Consider the following 14,339-nt stretch of genomic DNA (forward strand, 5'->3'; position numbering starts at 1 on the left):
ATTACGGTGGATTTTCCTAAAGTGTTTCGGATCAGCGAAAGAAAGTGTAAATATCCCCATTAGGACTTTTCAGATGCGAATTTCCGCATTAAAACCTATGCAGTATGGGCGATAATATTGATTATCGATTCGATCAACTCAGACCATTATCACGGAGAGAAAAATGGCGACGCACTTTGCAAGAGGGATCCTGTCAGAAGGGCATCTCATCTCTACCCGGTTACCACTAACCTGCCACGATACGGCGCGCCAGCTTCCAGAACATCGCCGCTCACGCTTTCTCGCTTCCCGCGCGTTACTCGCCGAGATGCTGTTTATGCTTTACGGCGCGAGTGAACTGCCGGAAATAGAAGTTGAGCCAAGCGGAAGACCGAGGTTTGTCGACAACAGCCTGCCGCACTTCTCACTGGCGTATGCCGGGAACATGGTCGGTGTGGCGATCACTACCGAAGGCGAATGCGGGCTGGATATGGAGCTACAGCGCGCAACGCGCAGTTTCCATAGCCCGCATGGGCATAAACACACGTTCACCAATAATGAACAGTTGTGGATCAACAACCAAAACGATGCTAACGAAGCGCAAACCCAGCTTTTGACCATACGCCAGAGCGTAATGAAATTGCTGCACCAGATGCAGGATGAACCGGGCCAGCTACAGTTATTGCCAGGATCCGGGCGTCTTCGCGCCGCGCAGCTGTCGCAGGTGGAAGTGATGTGTGACGCGGAAGATGTGCTGATTTGGTCGGTCGCGGTGAGTCCGGCAATCGAAAGCCTGAAGATCTGGGAATTCGACAGTCAAAAAGGGTGGCGTTACCTTTCAGATGTGCAAACACGCGCTAACGATCCCGCATCCCGCTTAATGCGCTTCACCAGCCTGCCGGCAGAAAAAGCCCTGATCCTTAATTGATCCCTACACAGGAGTCATCATGTCTGCTGAACTCAAGGTTGTGACACTTCTAGGGAGCCTGCGCAAAGGCTCATTTAATGCCATGGTTGCACGCACATTACCGAAACTTGCTCCGGCAGGAATGGAAGTGACGCCGTTGCCTTCCATTGCTGATATCCCACTGTATGACGCGGATATCCAGCAAGAAGAGGGTTTCCCGCAAAGCGTGGAAGCGATCGCGGCACAAATCCGCGCAGCGGATGGCGTGGTCATTGTGACTCCAGAGTATAACTACTCCGTGCCTGGTGGCCTGAAGAACGCCATCGACTGGCTATCGCGTCTGCCTGAGCAACCGCTGGCCGGAAAACCCGTTTTGATTCAGACCAGTTCAATGGGTGCGATTGGCGGCGCACGCTGCCAGTATCATTTGCGTCAGATCCTGGTGTTCCTCGATGCGATGGTGATGAACAAGCCGGAGTTTATGGGCGGCGTGATCCAGAACAAGGTGGATCAGCAAACGGGAGAAGTGGTTGATCAAAGTACGCTCGACCATTTGACCGGGCAGCTAACGGCTTTTGGTGATTATATTCAGCGCGTTAAGCGGTAGTGGTAACTCCCTCTCCCTTGCGGGAGAGGGAGAAAGATTAATGCGCGTCAATAAAGATGATTTTCAGCAGGAACAGCACCGCAACCACCAGCACACACGGGCTCAGATCGCGCAAACGACCGGTGCCAATCTTCATCACACAGTAAGAGATAAAGCCGAGCGCGATACCTTCGGTAATCGAGAAGCTAAACGGCATCATCACCGCAGTGATAAACGCGGGTACGGCTTCTGTCATATCTTCCCACTTCACGCGCGCGAGGCTGGATGTCATCAGCACACCAACATAAATCAGCGCACCTGCAGCGGCATACGCCGGAACCATGCCCGCCAGCGGCGACAGGAAGATAACCAGCAAGAACAGCAGGCCAACCACCACCGCGGTCAGGCCGGTACGCCCACCGACAGACACGCCAGAAGATGATTCGATATATGCCGTCACGGAAGAGGTGCCGATAAACGAACCGGCAACCGAAGATATGCTGTCTACATACAGCGCCTGCTTCATGCGCGGAAATTTGCCGCTCTCATCCACCAGCCCGGCTTTATCCGTCACGCCAATCAGCGTACCGGAAGAGTCGAAGAGGTTTACCAGCATAAACGAGAAGATCACGCCAGCCAGACCGATGTTAAACGAACCGGCCAGGTCAACGTTGCCGACAACAGACGCAATGCTCGGCGGTGCGGAAACGATGCCGTGGTACTGCACATCACCCATCAGCCAGCCCAGCAGCGTTGTCACAACAATAGAAATCAGCACTGCGGCGTGAATGTTGCGCGACGCCAGGATCGCGATGATAAAGAAACCGAGCACACCCAGCAGGACACTGTGAGACGTCAGGTTGCCAATGCTCACCAGCGTGTCTTTGTTGGCGACGATAACACCGGCGTTTTTCAGCCCCATCATGCCAATAAACAAACCAATACCGCTGGTAATACCAACACGCAGGCTCACCGGGATATTGGCAATCATCCAGTAACGGACGCGGAAAATGGTCAACAACAGCAGACCGACCGCCCCCCAGAAAATCGCCCCCATGCCAATTTGCCAGGAGAGGCCCATCGCGCCAACCACCACGAACGCAAAGAAAGCATTCAGACCCATGGCCGGAGCCAGTGCGACCGGCAAATTCGCCACCAGCCCCATCAAAATGCTGCCAAAAGCGGCAATCAGGCAAGTTGTCACAAATACTGCGCTGGTATCCATTCCGGCGACGCCCAGAATCTGGGGGTTAACAAAAACGATATACACCATCGTCAAAAACGTCGTGAAACCGGCGATCACTTCGGTGCGTGCCGAAGTACCGTGCTCGCGCAGTTTAAACACGCGGTCAAGCAACCCCTGGCCTGAAGCCTGGGTAGTGTGTTGTTGGCTCATTATCAATTTCCGGAATAGGAGGGAAAATTCGTCGCTATCCTATACCAAAATGAGACAATGTTGACGGTTATCACACACTTTTTTTCATTGAATTTGCTTATACGGCAACGATTGCGTCCCGTAATCTGCGTTAAGTAAACGTTAAACTTGCAATAAAACAGGAAACGGCATGTCCCACATTGAAGCGGTATTTTTCGACTGTGACGGCACCCTGGTCGACAGTGAAGTAATTTGTTCCCGCGCGTACGTGCATATGTTTGAAGCGTTTGGTATTTCGCTCGATCTGGACGAAGTTTTTAAACGATTTAAGGGCATGAAACTGTATGAAATCATCGATGTTATCGGCGAGGAGTACGGTAAACCGCTGGATAAAAGCGCGCTGGAGCCGGTGTATCGCGCAGAAGTGGCGCGTCTGTTTGACAGCGAGCTGGAAGTGATTGCCGGCGCGAATGCATTGCTGGACGCGGTGGATATTCCTATGTGCGTCGTTTCTAATGGCCCAGTCAGCAAAATGCAACACTCTTTGGGCAAACTTGGAATGCTACATCACTTTCCTGAAAAACTGTTTAGCGGCTATGACATCCAACGCTGGAAGCCCGATCCGGCGATAATGTACCATGCAGCTAAAGCGCTTAATGTCGATCCGGCAAACTGTATTCTGGTGGATGATTCCACCGCCGGGGCGCAATCTGGTATCGCGGCAGGGATGGAAGTATTTTACTTCTGCGCCGATCCGCATAACAAACCCATCGACCACCCAAAAGTGACTACGTTCACTGATTTGGCGCAGTTGCCAGAGCTGTGGCGCGCTCGCGGGTGGCATGTTACGCGTTAATCTAAACCACTAAACAGGATGTTTTTATGGCCCAGACACATCGCCCTCTACCGGTATTTAAGTATCACCCGCAGCCTCTGGAAACCGGAGTGTTCTCTGAAGACAAAACGGTCACCTGCGCCTGCTGTCAGCAGCCGACCAATGTCTACTACACTAATCCGTTCTATACCCAGCAAGATGTCGACTATCTCTGCCCATGGTGTATTGCAGATGGTGCAGCCGCAGAGAAATTTGGCGGCAGCTTTCAGGATGAATCCTCTCTGGAGGGTATAGAAAGCGAGTTCGACGACGAAGGCGAATTTACCGGCTTTAAAAATCCCTGGCCGGAAGCCAGCGTGATTGAATTAACCGAAAGAACGCCGGGATATTGTGGCTGGCAGCAGGAGTTCTGGCTGGCGCACTGTAATGATTTTTGCGCCTTCGAGGGTTACGTTGGCTGGAAAGAGATTGCCGACAAGCTGGACCAATTTGCCGATCTGCAGGCCGACTGCGATGCGTTTGGCATTGATTACGAGAAGCTACCCGAATACCTGCTCGACGGCGGTGATTGCCAGGGTTATCTCTTCCGCTGTCTGCATTGTGGGAAACTGCGGCTGTGGGCCGATTTCTCCTGATGGAGAGCGACAGGAGCACAACAGATGTCTGAATTACTTGCACGTTATCAGGGTAGCCTGCTTGGGCTGGCCGCAGGAGATGCGGTTGGTACCACAGTGGAGTTCAGCGCGAAGGACTCCTTTCCACCCGTGACCGGGATGGAAGGTGGCGGCCCGTTTCATTTACAGGCCGGGCAGTGGACTGACGATACGTCAATGGCGCTGTGCCTTGCGGAAAGTCTGGTCACCTGTAACGGGTTTGACGCAAAGGATCAGATGAACCGTTATCTGAACTGGTGGAAGTGGGGCTATTTAAGCTCTACGGGTCACTGTTTTGATATCGGCATGACCGTTGCCAGCGCGCTGCAGAAGTTCGCCAATGATGGCGAACCGTTTGCCGGTTCCAGCAACCCGCGAACGGCCGGCAACGGCTCGCTGATGCGTCTGGCGCCTGTGGTGCTGTGGTTCTTTCCGGATCAAGCGCAAGTGCTGGAATATGCACAAGCCTCTTCACGCACTACGCACGCCGCGCCGGAAGCACTCGCCAGCTGCCGTCTGTTCGCGCAACAGCTTATGAATGCCTTACAGGGCAAAAGTAAGCGGGAAACGCTGACGGACATCGCGCAGTTGCCGGAGCAAGAAAACCTGCGCCATATCGCTGAAGGTCGCTATCTGCAAAAAACGCGGGCGGAGATTTTTGGTACCGGTTACTGCGTGCAGAGCCTGGAAGCTGCGCTGTGGTGTTTCGCCAAAGGTAACGATTTTGAAGAAACCATCCTGCTGGCAACCAATCTGGGCGATGATGCGGATACGACTGCCGCCATTGCCGGGCAACTTGCTGGCGCGTTTTACGGGATAAGCGGCATTCCACAAACGTGGCGCGACAAACTCTGGCAGTACGAGGATATTGATACGCTGGCAAGAAAACTGCTGGCAAAATCGGCCTGAAAAAACCCCCCTCGTCGCTGAGGGGGTTTTCACATCACTCTTTGGGGTCTTTTCCCGCCAGCAGCTTATCCAGTTCGTCTCCACCAACGTGACGGAAATCCTGCCCCTTCACGAAGTAGAAGATGTATTCACAGATATTCTGGCAACGGTCGCCGATACGCTCGATGGAACGGGCGCAGAACAGCGCGGTCAGTACGCTCGGAATGGTGCGGGAATCTTCCATCATGTAGGTCATTAACTGACGCACAATGCCTTCATATTCCTGATCCACTTTTTTATCTTCGCGGTAGATACGCACCGCTTCGTCCAGATCCATACGGGCGAAAGCGTCCAACACGTCATGCAGCATCTGCACGGTGTGACGGCCCAGCGATTCAAGGCTTACCAGCAGCGGCTGATGTTGCTGGGAGAATTTTTCCAGCGCGGTACGGCAGATTTTATCCGCCACGTCGCCAATACGTTCCAGCTCAGCGATGGTTTTGATAATTGCCATCACCAGACGTAAATCGCTCGCCGTCGGCTGACGCTTAGCGATGATACGCACACAGGCTTCATCAATGGCGACTTCCATCATATTGACCTGTTTATCGCCCTCAACAACGCGCTTTGCCAGCTCGCTGTCCTGGTTGTGCATGGCGGTGATCGCATCAGAAAGCTGCTGCTCCACCATTCCACCCATGGTCATTACCTGAGTGCGAATGCTTTCCAGCTCAGCGTTGAACTGCCCGGAAATGTGTTTGTTAAGGTTGAGATTGTCCATGGTGCACTCCAAATGCCCGACAGATTTCACGTTGTAACAGGGTTGCTGAGACCTTTACGACTCGGCAAATCAACCATAGCGCCCGGTAATGTAGTCTTCCGTTTGCTTCTTCTTCGGCTTCGTGAACAGATCATCTGTATTGCTGAACTCAATCAACTCACCGAGGTACATAAATGCCGTGTGATCGGAACAGCGCGCCGCCTGCTGCATGTTGTGCGTTACGATAACAACGGTGTAATCCTGTTTCAGTTCCGTAATCAGCTCTTCAATACGACCGGTTGAGATCGGGTCGAGCGCGGAACAGGGTTCATCAAGCAACAGTACTTCCGGGCGGATCGCGATGCCGCGGGCGATGCACAGACGTTGCTGCTGACCACCAGAAAGAGAGTACCCGCTCTGGTGCAGTTTATCCTTGGTTTCGTTCCATAATGCGGCCTTAGTCAAAGCCCACTGCACACGCTCGTCCATATCCGGGCGTGAAAGCTTCTCAAACAGGCGCACACCGAACGCGATATTGTCGTAAATCGACATCGGGAACGGCGTTGGCTTTTGAAACACCATCCCCACTTTCGCGCGCAGCAGCGCAATATCCTGCGTGTTAGTCAGAATGTTGTCGCCATCCAGCAGGATCTCGCCTTCCGCGCGCTGCTCAGGATAAAGCTCAAACATTTTGTTAAACGTACGCAGCAGCGTGGACTTACCGCAGCCCGACGGCCCGATAAATGCCGTCACCTGATTTTTGGCAATATCCAGGCTGATGTTTTTCAATGCATGGAATTTGCCGTAATAGAAGTTCAAATCGCGAACCTGAATCTTGCCCGGCGTCGTTTCAACCATACTCATTTATCTCTTTCCTCAACTCGACGCCGCTTTCGCCGCGTCGCAAAAATTAACCGTGTTTACTCTTCGCGAAAATGACGCGCGCCAGAATATTTAACAACAGTACGCAAAGAGTGATGATCAGCACCCCGGCCCAGGCCAGTTGCTGCCACTCGGCAAACGGGCTCATCGCGAATTTAAAAATCGTCACCGGCAAGTTAGCGATAGGCTGCATCATATCTGTGCTCCAGAACTGGTTGGAGAGCGCAGTAAACAGCAGCGGCGCCGTTTCACCCGCAATGCGCGCGACGGCCAGCAGAACACCGGTCATAATCCCGGAAACCGAGGCTTTCAGGGTAATCGCGGAAATCATCTTCCACTTCGGTGTTCCCAGCGCATAAGCCGCTTCACGCAAGCTGTCCGGCACCAGTTTCAGCATGTTTTCCGTGGTACGGATGACAATCGGCACTTGCAACAGCGCCAGCGCAATCACACCAGCCCAGCCAGAGAAGTGCTGCATCTGCGCGACGACAATGGTGTAAACGAACAGGCCGACCACGATCGAAGGTGCTGAAAGCAGAATGTCGTTGATAAAACGAATAATTTCAGCAAGCCAGGATTTACGACCATACTCCGCCAGATAAATCCCAGCCATGATACCCAGCGGCGTACCGACAACCGTCGCCCAGAGAATTAACAGGCCGCTGCCCGCCAGGGCGTTAGCCAGGCCACCGCCTGCCGTATTTGGCGGCGGCGTCATTTCGGTAAACATCGCCACTGACATCCCGTCAAAACCGCGCGTAACCGTCGACAGCAGGATCCAGATCAACCAGAACAGACCAAAGGCCATGGTCGCCATCGACAATGTCAGGGCAATACGGTTTTTCAGACGGCGGCGCGCCTGCATTTTACGGCGCGATTCAGCCAGCTGTGCGGTGCTTTGCATTTCAAGCGTAGCCATTAGCGTGCCCCCTCGTTTTTCGCCAGGCGCATGATCATAAATTTAGAAATGGCCAATACGATAAAGGTGATCACGAACAGGATAAGCCCCAGTTCCATCAATGCCGCGACATGCAAGCCCGATTCGGCTTCGGCGAACTCGTTCGCCAGCGCGGAAGTAATACTGTTGCCAGGCATAAACAGTGAAGCACTGTCGAGCTGATAGGTGTTACCGATGATAAAGGTCACCGCCATGGTTTCACCCAGTGCGCGCCCCAGCCCCAGCATCACGCCGCCAATCACCCCGTTTTTGGTAAATGGCAGCACGATACGCCAGATAACCTCCCAGGTGGTGCAGCCAATGCCGTAGGCCGACTCTTTCATCATCACGGGTGTTTGTTCGAATACATCGCGCATGACCGCCGCAATGTACGGAATAATCATAATGGCGAGGATCACCCCGGCGGCCAAAATGCCGATACCAAATGCGGGGCCGGAAAACAGCGCGCCGACAAAAGGAATGTTGGAAAGGACATTGCCCACCGGTTCCTGGAAGTAAGTCGCGAACAGCGGAGCAAAAATAAACAGCCCCCACATGCCGTAAACGATACTCGGGATTGCCGCCAGCAGCTCAATAGCAATACCCAGCGGACGTTTCAGCCAGTTTGGCGACAGCTCCGTCAGAAACAGTGCAATACCAAAACTCACCGGAACCGCGATAAGCAATGCAATGACCGAGGTAACAATGGTGCCATAAATCGGTACCAGCGCCCCATAGACGTCATTCGGTGCATCCCACTCTTTGGTCCACAGGAAAGAAAAACCAAACTTCTGAATGCTTGGCCATGAGGAAAAAATCAGGGACACGATAATGCCGCTGAGCAGCAATAACACAATCAGCGCAGCCAGTCTTACCAGTGCGCTGAATAACATGTCGCCTTTTTTACCCGGGGGATTAAATGCCGGCTTGGTTGCAGCCATAAATTACTCTTCAGTTTAACGTCTTACGAATTTGCCCGCAGGCGCTTGCGCTTGCCGGCCTACAGAAGATCTGTAAGGCGGATGGTGTAAGCGCCATCCGCCATGTTCTTCAAAAACGTGTGCTTAGTACAGTGCTTTACCGCTGCTGTCTTTCACGTTGGCTTTCCAGGCAGCACGAACTTGTTCAACAACGCCATCCGGCAGAGTTGCGTAGTCAAGGTCGTTAGCTTGTTTGCCGCCTTTTTTGTAAGCCCAGTCAAAGAACTTCAGCACTTCAGCGCCTTGTTCAGGTTTAGCCTGCTCTTTATGCACCAGAATGAACGTGGTGGAGGTGATTGGCCACACATCCGCACCTTTCTGGTTAGTCAGATCCTGCGCGAAAGACTTGCTCCAGTCGATATCTTTAGCCGCGTTGGAGAAGCTGGTTTCCGTCGGGCTAACCGCTTTACCATCAGCAGAGAGCAGCTTGGTGTAGGTCAGGTTGTTCTGTTTAGCGTAAGCATATTCAACGTAACCGATAGAGCCCGGCAGACGCTGAACGAACGCGGCGATACCGTCGTTACCTTTACCGCCCAGGCCGGTCGGCCAGTTAACGGTAGAACCAGAACCGACTTTAGATTTCCACTCTTCGTTCACTTTCGCCAGGTAGCTGGTGAAAACGAAGGAGGTGCCGGAGCCATCAGCGCGGCGAACCACAGCGATGTTCTGTGAAGGCAGTTTCAGGCCTGGGTTGAGTTTGGCGATAGCCGCGTCATCCCATTTTTTGATATTACCCAGGTAGATATCACCCAGGGTTTTGCCGTCCAGCACCAGCTCACCGGATTTAACACCCGGGACGTTGATTGCCAGTACGATACCGCCGATCACGGTCGGGAACTGGAACAGGCCTTCCTGAGCCAGTTTGTCATCAGCCAGCGGGGCATCGGACGCACCGAAATCAACAGTTTTAGCAGTAATTTGTTTAACGCCACCAGAAGAACCAATACCCTGGTAGTTAATCTTGTTACCTGTTTCCTTCTGGTAGGTATCAGCCCATTTGGCATACACCGGCGCCGGGAAAGTTGCGCCCGCGCCTGTCAGGCTGGCAGCTGCGTTTACAGCAAATGCACTCAGAGAAAAGGTCGCGGCGACAACAGTTGCGACAGTGGTACGCATAACGTTCATAATGTCTCCTGCAAGAATCGTAAATCGTTGTTTAGTGGCTACGATGAGCAAAATAGGACACTTTGATGACAGTTATATGCAATGATTGTTACTGTTTGATGACAGCAACGAATTACGGTCAGATTTAATGAATGTAGGATGATTTATCAGCGAGATAAAAAAGCTGATGACGATAAGATGTCAGAAAAATTTTAGTTTTATGACATTAAAAACGTAGCTGAATCTGACAAGAAGTCCTAACAAAACGCGAGAAAAAGCCACCGTTTATCACTTTATTTACGCTTCGATTGCGTCAACGCCTGACGCCGGAATTGAGCGATTTTAAGCGATATACGCCACTGCACTAATTTCGTGAGTTCCGGCCCGTTCATCACTTTTCGTGTAAGCCATAACAGAACAATACCAATCCCCCAAAAAACCAGAGACAGTGTGGAAAACGGAACAATGAGAAGCCATCCTGCCACTGGCACGTTGCAAACACATAACAACAACCAGACAGCCAGAAATAATTTTAAGGAGAGCGTGCGCCCTTTTTCTATGCCGATAAGCGCCACGACCAGGATAAAAAATACCGCGACACCGACGATGAAACCCAGGCCGCCAATGGCGGTTTTCACCGTCAGCGCAAGGCAGACATAGCTCAGTAACAAGGCATAAAACACGACCGTTACGCTGCCATAAAATGTCATCCCGCCTCTGCCTGCCGGATAGGCCTTTGGCATCTCTTTAAATGCCTCTGCAGCCAGCTTCAATTGCGCCAGCTTGCGACCCGCGATTCCCGCATCAACGCCCCGGCAATAATAGATAAGTGCATACAATCTCGCACCCGCCATTTTTTCCAACAATCCCATGTATATCCTTAAAAAAAGAGGCTGCCATCAGGCAACCTCTTTCTACACTATGACAAGCTTAAGACCTTATTCCACGGTAACCGATTTCGCCAGGTTACGCGGCTGATCCACGTCGGTGCCCTTGATCAGCGCAACGTGGTAAGCCAGCAATTGCAGCGGCACGGTATAGAAGATTGGCGCAATCACCTCTTCTACATGCGGCATATCGATAATGTGCATATTGTCGTTGCTGGTGAAACCGGCATCCTGATCGGCAAAGACATACAGCACGCCGCCACGGGCGCGAACTTCTTCGATGTTGGATTTCAGTTTTTCCAGCAGTTCATTGTTTGGCGCAACGACAATTACCGGCATATCGGCATCAATCAACGCCAGTGGGCCATGTTTCAGTTCACCTGCGGCATAGGCTTCAGCGTGAATATAGGAGATCTCTTTCAGCTTCAGCGCGCCTTCCAGCGCGATCGGATACTGATCGCCACGGCCAAGGAACAGCGCATGGTGCTTGTCGGAGAAATCTTCTGCCAGCGCTTCAATGCGTTTATCCTGCGACAACATCTGCTCAATGCGGTTCGGCAGCGCCTGTAAACCATGAACGATATCGTGCTCAATGGCCGCATCCAGCCCTTTCAGGCGGCTCAGTTTCGCCACCAGCATCAGCAACACGGTGAGCTGAGTGGTGAACGCTTTGGTTGATGCAACGCCGATTTCCGTACCGGCTTTGGTCATCATCGCCAGGTCGGATTCGCGCACCAGTGAGGAACCCGGAACGTTACAAATTGCCAGCGACCCCAGATAACCCAGCTCTTTCGACAAGCGTAGTGCCGCCAGCGTATCCGCCGTTTCACCAGACTGCGACAGCGTGATCATCAGGCTATTGCGACGTACCGCAGATTTGCGATAGCGGAACTCAGAAGCGATTTCGACATCGCACGGAACACCTGCCAGCGCTTCAAACCAGTAACGGGAAACCATACCGGAGTTGTAAGACGTACCGCAGGCAACAATCTGAATATGCTCAACTTTCGCCAGCAATTCGTTGGCATTCGGCCCCAGTTCGCTCAAATCCACTTCGCCATGGCTGATACGGCCGGTCAGGGTGTTTTTGATGGCGTTCGGCTGCTCGTAGATCTCTTTCTGCATGTAATGGCGGTAAATGCCTTTATCGCCAGCGTCGTATTGCAGATTAGATTCGATATCAGGACGTTTAACCTGCGCGCCAGATTTATCGAAAACAGTCACGCTACGACGAGTAATTTCAGCGATATCGCCCTCTTCGAGGAAGATAAAGCGGCGGGTAACTGGCAGCAACGCCAGTTGATCGGATGCAATAAAGTTTTCGCTCATGCCCAGACCGATAACCAACGGGCTGCCAGAGCGCGCTGCCAGCAGCGTGTTAGGATCGCGGGTATCCATAATAACCGTGCCATATGCACCGCGTAACTGCGGGATCGTGCGCAGCACAGCTTCACGCAGCGTGCCGCCCTGCTCCAGTTCCCAATGCACCAGATGCGCGATAACTTCGGTATCCGTTTCAGAAACAAACACATAACCGCGTGCTTTTAACTCTTCACGCAGCGGTTCATGGTTTTCGATGATGCCGTTATGCACCACAACAATATGGTCAGAAACATGCGGATGCGCATTCCCTTCCGACGGTTCACCGTGTGTTGCCCAGCGGGTGTGCGCAATACCGGTTCCACCGTGCAGAGGATGTTCTTCCGCTGCCTGAGAGAGCATCTGCACTTTACCGAGACGACGCAGACGGGTCATGTGACCTTGTGCATCAACCACTGCCAGACCAGCAGAGTCATAACCACGGTATTCCAGACGACGAAGGCCTTCGAGAAGGATTTCAGCTACATCACGTTGCGCGACTGCGCCAACAATTCCACACATATTTTTTGATTCCGATTTTGGCATTATGCCTTTTGTTGTCGGTCAACCTGTTTACACGTCATTCTTCGACGCTGCCTTTGTACAACGCGAATTATTGAGTGTAAGTGTCCGATTACCGGACTCCCCGAGCCTTGTAGAGAGTGGGGTTATTTTTATAGGTACTGCATTTGGGCGGGGGAATAATCTTTCCCCTCGTCCCTGAAATCGTTACTTCTTCTTCACCGGACGCTGCCAGCCCTGTTTTTGCACCTGCGGCACGCGGCTTAAAACCAGTTCATTTTCGTTAACGTTGCGCGTTACCGTCGTACCGGCGGCAATCGTCGCACCTTTACCGACCGTGACAGGTGCCACCAACTGCGTATCAGAACCAACAAACACATCGTCACCAATGGTGGTTTTATGCTTGTTCGCGCCGTCATAGTTACAGGTGATAACGCCTGCGCCGACGTTCACGTTGTCGCCAATCTCCGCATCGCCCAGATAGCTCAGATGCCCGGCTTTCGAGCCTTTTCCCAGACGCGCTTTTTTCATTTCCACAAAGTTGCCGACATGCGCGCCAACCAGCAATTCAGCACCCGGGCGCAAACGCGCAAAAGGCCCGATGGTACATTCCGCTTCCAGACGAGCATCTTCCACAACGCTATACGGGCTGATTTCGCAATCGTCGCCAATTTCGCTGTTTTTCAGAATGCAACCGGCACCGATCTTCACGCGATCACCAAGCTTAACGTGACCTTCAATGATGACGTTAGCATCGATCTCAACATCCCGCCCGTGCTCCAGCGTACCGCGCAGGTCGAAACGCGCAGGATCGCGCAGCATAACACCTGCCAGCAGCAATTTTTCGGCTTGTTCAGACTGGTAAGCGCGTTCCAGGCGTGACAACTGAAGACGATTATTAACGCCTTCCACTTCGCTCAGGCGCTGCGGGTGCACTGCGACGATTTCACGCCCTTCCTGATAAGCCAGCGCAATGATATCGGTGATGTAGTATTCACCCTGGGCATTGTTGGTGGTGAGCTTACTAAGCCAGCGTTTCATATCGCCACCATTAGCGATCAAAATACCGGTGTTGATTTCATTAATCTTACGCTGCTCTTGACTGGCATCTTTCTGCTCAACAATACCCGTCACGACGCCGTTTTCGCGCGTGATGCGGCCATATCCAGAAGGGTCATCCAGAACCACAGTTAACAAACCGATCCCGCCTTGCGGTTTTGCAGCACGCAGACGTTCCAGTGTTTCCACCGAAATTAGCGGCACATCACCGTAGAGCATAAGAATATCTTCGTCATCCGCAAAGAACGGTGCAGCCTGCTGCATCGCATGGCCAGTCCCCAGCTGTTCAGCTTGTAAAACCCAATTGAGTTTATCGTCAGAAAGGCGTTTTTTGAGCAGATCGCCGCCGTGGCCATACACCAGATGAACGTGGTTCGCGCCAAGAAAAGTTGCAGTATCAATGACATGCTGAACCATCGCTTTCCCTGCAAGCGTATGCAGCACTTTGGGAAGATCGGAATACATGCGTGTGCCTTTGCCCGCAGCAAGGATCACCACACTCATTTTTGTGTTCAACATATGCGTCCTGACTCTATTTTGGGAAAGAAGTAAACCTCTTTCGCGTTGAAAATTCTACATATTTTGTAGCATGAAATGGGTTGCCGACGAAACGCTCAAGTTCCGCT

14 protein-coding genes are annotated in these 14,339 nt (G+C 52.4%); 5 read left to right on the plus strand and 9 right to left on the minus strand.

The genetic code is table 11. From position 1 onward, the window contains the following. Window positions 1-163 precede the first annotated feature (163 nt). On the plus strand, window positions 164-907 hold the full coding sequence (locus ACFX4U_RS08860; RefSeq protein WP_313509736.1) for a hypothetical protein: 744 nt from the start codon (window positions 164-166) through the stop codon (window positions 905-907). A 19-nt stretch (window positions 908-926) separates the two neighbouring features. Next, window positions 927-1,493: an NADPH-dependent FMN reductase gene (locus tag ACFX4U_RS08865; RefSeq protein WP_020455851.1), complete on the plus strand. Its 567-nt coding sequence runs from the start codon at window positions 927-929 to the stop codon at window positions 1,491-1,493. Between the two features lie 37 nt (window positions 1,494-1,530). Here the strand turns inward: ACFX4U_RS08865 and ACFX4U_RS08870 are convergent, their stop codons facing one another. After that, window positions 1,531-2,868 (minus strand): NCS2 family permease, encoded by a 1,338-nt coding sequence (locus tag ACFX4U_RS08870; RefSeq protein ID WP_313509741.1) that lies wholly within the window; start codon window positions 2,866-2,868, stop codon window positions 1,531-1,533. Between the two features lie 169 nt (window positions 2,869-3,037). Here ACFX4U_RS08870 and yieH point away from each other — a divergent pair, with 169 nt between their 5' ends. From yieH to ACFX4U_RS08885, 3 genes are read left to right on the plus strand one after another with little or no spacing between them, the layout of a single operon-like run. Further along, window positions 3,038-3,703, plus strand: a complete 666-nt coding sequence (yieH, locus tag ACFX4U_RS08875) for a 6-phosphogluconate phosphatase (protein ID WP_305737538.1) — start codon at window positions 3,038-3,040, stop codon at window positions 3,701-3,703. A 26-nt stretch (window positions 3,704-3,729) separates the two neighbouring features. Further along, a complete protein-coding gene (cbrC, locus tag ACFX4U_RS08880) occupies window positions 3,730-4,317 on the plus strand; it encodes a PF03691 family colicin E2 tolerance protein CbrC (protein WP_017458063.1) in 588 nt (195 codons plus the stop codon). Between the two features lie 24 nt (window positions 4,318-4,341). Next, entirely contained in the window at window positions 4,342-5,244 is a 903-nt protein-coding gene (locus ACFX4U_RS08885) for an ADP-ribosylglycohydrolase family protein (RefSeq protein ID WP_313509747.1), read from the plus strand. 34 nt (window positions 5,245-5,278) lie between these two features. On the opposite strand, the gene phoU is transcribed toward ACFX4U_RS08885, so the two are convergent. The 8 genes from phoU to glmU all read right to left on the minus strand — a co-directional run bounded on the left by phoU (window position 5,279) and on the right by glmU (window position 14,232). Beyond that, window positions 5,279-6,004 (minus strand): phosphate signaling complex protein PhoU, encoded by a 726-nt coding sequence (gene phoU, locus ACFX4U_RS08890; RefSeq protein WP_017458061.1) that lies wholly within the window; start codon window positions 6,002-6,004, stop codon window positions 5,279-5,281. Window positions 6,005-6,073: 69 nt separating this feature from the next. Continuing rightward, entirely contained in the window at window positions 6,074-6,847 is a 774-nt protein-coding gene (gene pstB, locus ACFX4U_RS08895; protein WP_017458060.1) for a phosphate ABC transporter ATP-binding protein PstB, read from the minus strand. 46 nt (window positions 6,848-6,893) lie between these two features. Further along, window positions 6,894-7,784, minus strand: coding sequence for a phosphate ABC transporter permease PstA (pstA, locus tag ACFX4U_RS08900; RefSeq protein ID WP_200551099.1), 891 nt, complete (start codon window positions 7,782-7,784; stop codon window positions 6,894-6,896). Then, complete coding sequence (gene pstC / locus ACFX4U_RS08905; protein WP_017458058.1) at window positions 7,784-8,743, minus strand: phosphate ABC transporter permease PstC; 960 nt, start codon at window positions 8,741-8,743, stop codon at window positions 7,784-7,786. The genes pstA and pstC overlap by 1 nt, the downstream gene beginning before the upstream one ends. Before the next feature lie 123 nt (window positions 8,744-8,866). Then, the gene (gene pstS, locus ACFX4U_RS08910; RefSeq protein ID WP_305737536.1) at window positions 8,867-9,907 is read right to left on the minus strand and encodes a phosphate ABC transporter substrate-binding protein PstS; all 1,041 of its coding nucleotides are present in this window, start codon (window positions 9,905-9,907) and stop codon (window positions 8,867-8,869) included. A gap of 272 nt (window positions 9,908-10,179) precedes the next feature. Continuing rightward, entirely contained in the window at window positions 10,180-10,758 is a 579-nt protein-coding gene (locus ACFX4U_RS08915) for a hypothetical protein (RefSeq protein ID WP_305737535.1), read from the minus strand. A 66-nt stretch (window positions 10,759-10,824) separates the two neighbouring features. Continuing rightward, window positions 10,825-12,654, minus strand: coding sequence for a glutamine--fructose-6-phosphate transaminase (isomerizing) (gene glmS, locus ACFX4U_RS08920; protein WP_305737534.1), 1,830 nt, complete (start codon window positions 12,652-12,654; stop codon window positions 10,825-10,827). 207 nt (window positions 12,655-12,861) lie between these two features. Beyond that, window positions 12,862-14,232: a bifunctional UDP-N-acetylglucosamine diphosphorylase/glucosamine-1-phosphate N-acetyltransferase GlmU gene (gene glmU, locus ACFX4U_RS08925; RefSeq protein ID WP_313510805.1), complete on the minus strand. Its 1,371-nt coding sequence runs from the start codon at window positions 14,230-14,232 to the stop codon at window positions 12,862-12,864. Window positions 14,233-14,339: the final 107 nt, after the last annotated feature.

It is taken from the genome of Kosakonia sp. YIM B13588 (assembly GCF_042788165.1).
In the GTDB taxonomy this organism is placed as follows: domain Bacteria; phylum Pseudomonadota; class Gammaproteobacteria; order Enterobacterales; family Enterobacteriaceae; genus Kosakonia; species Kosakonia sacchari.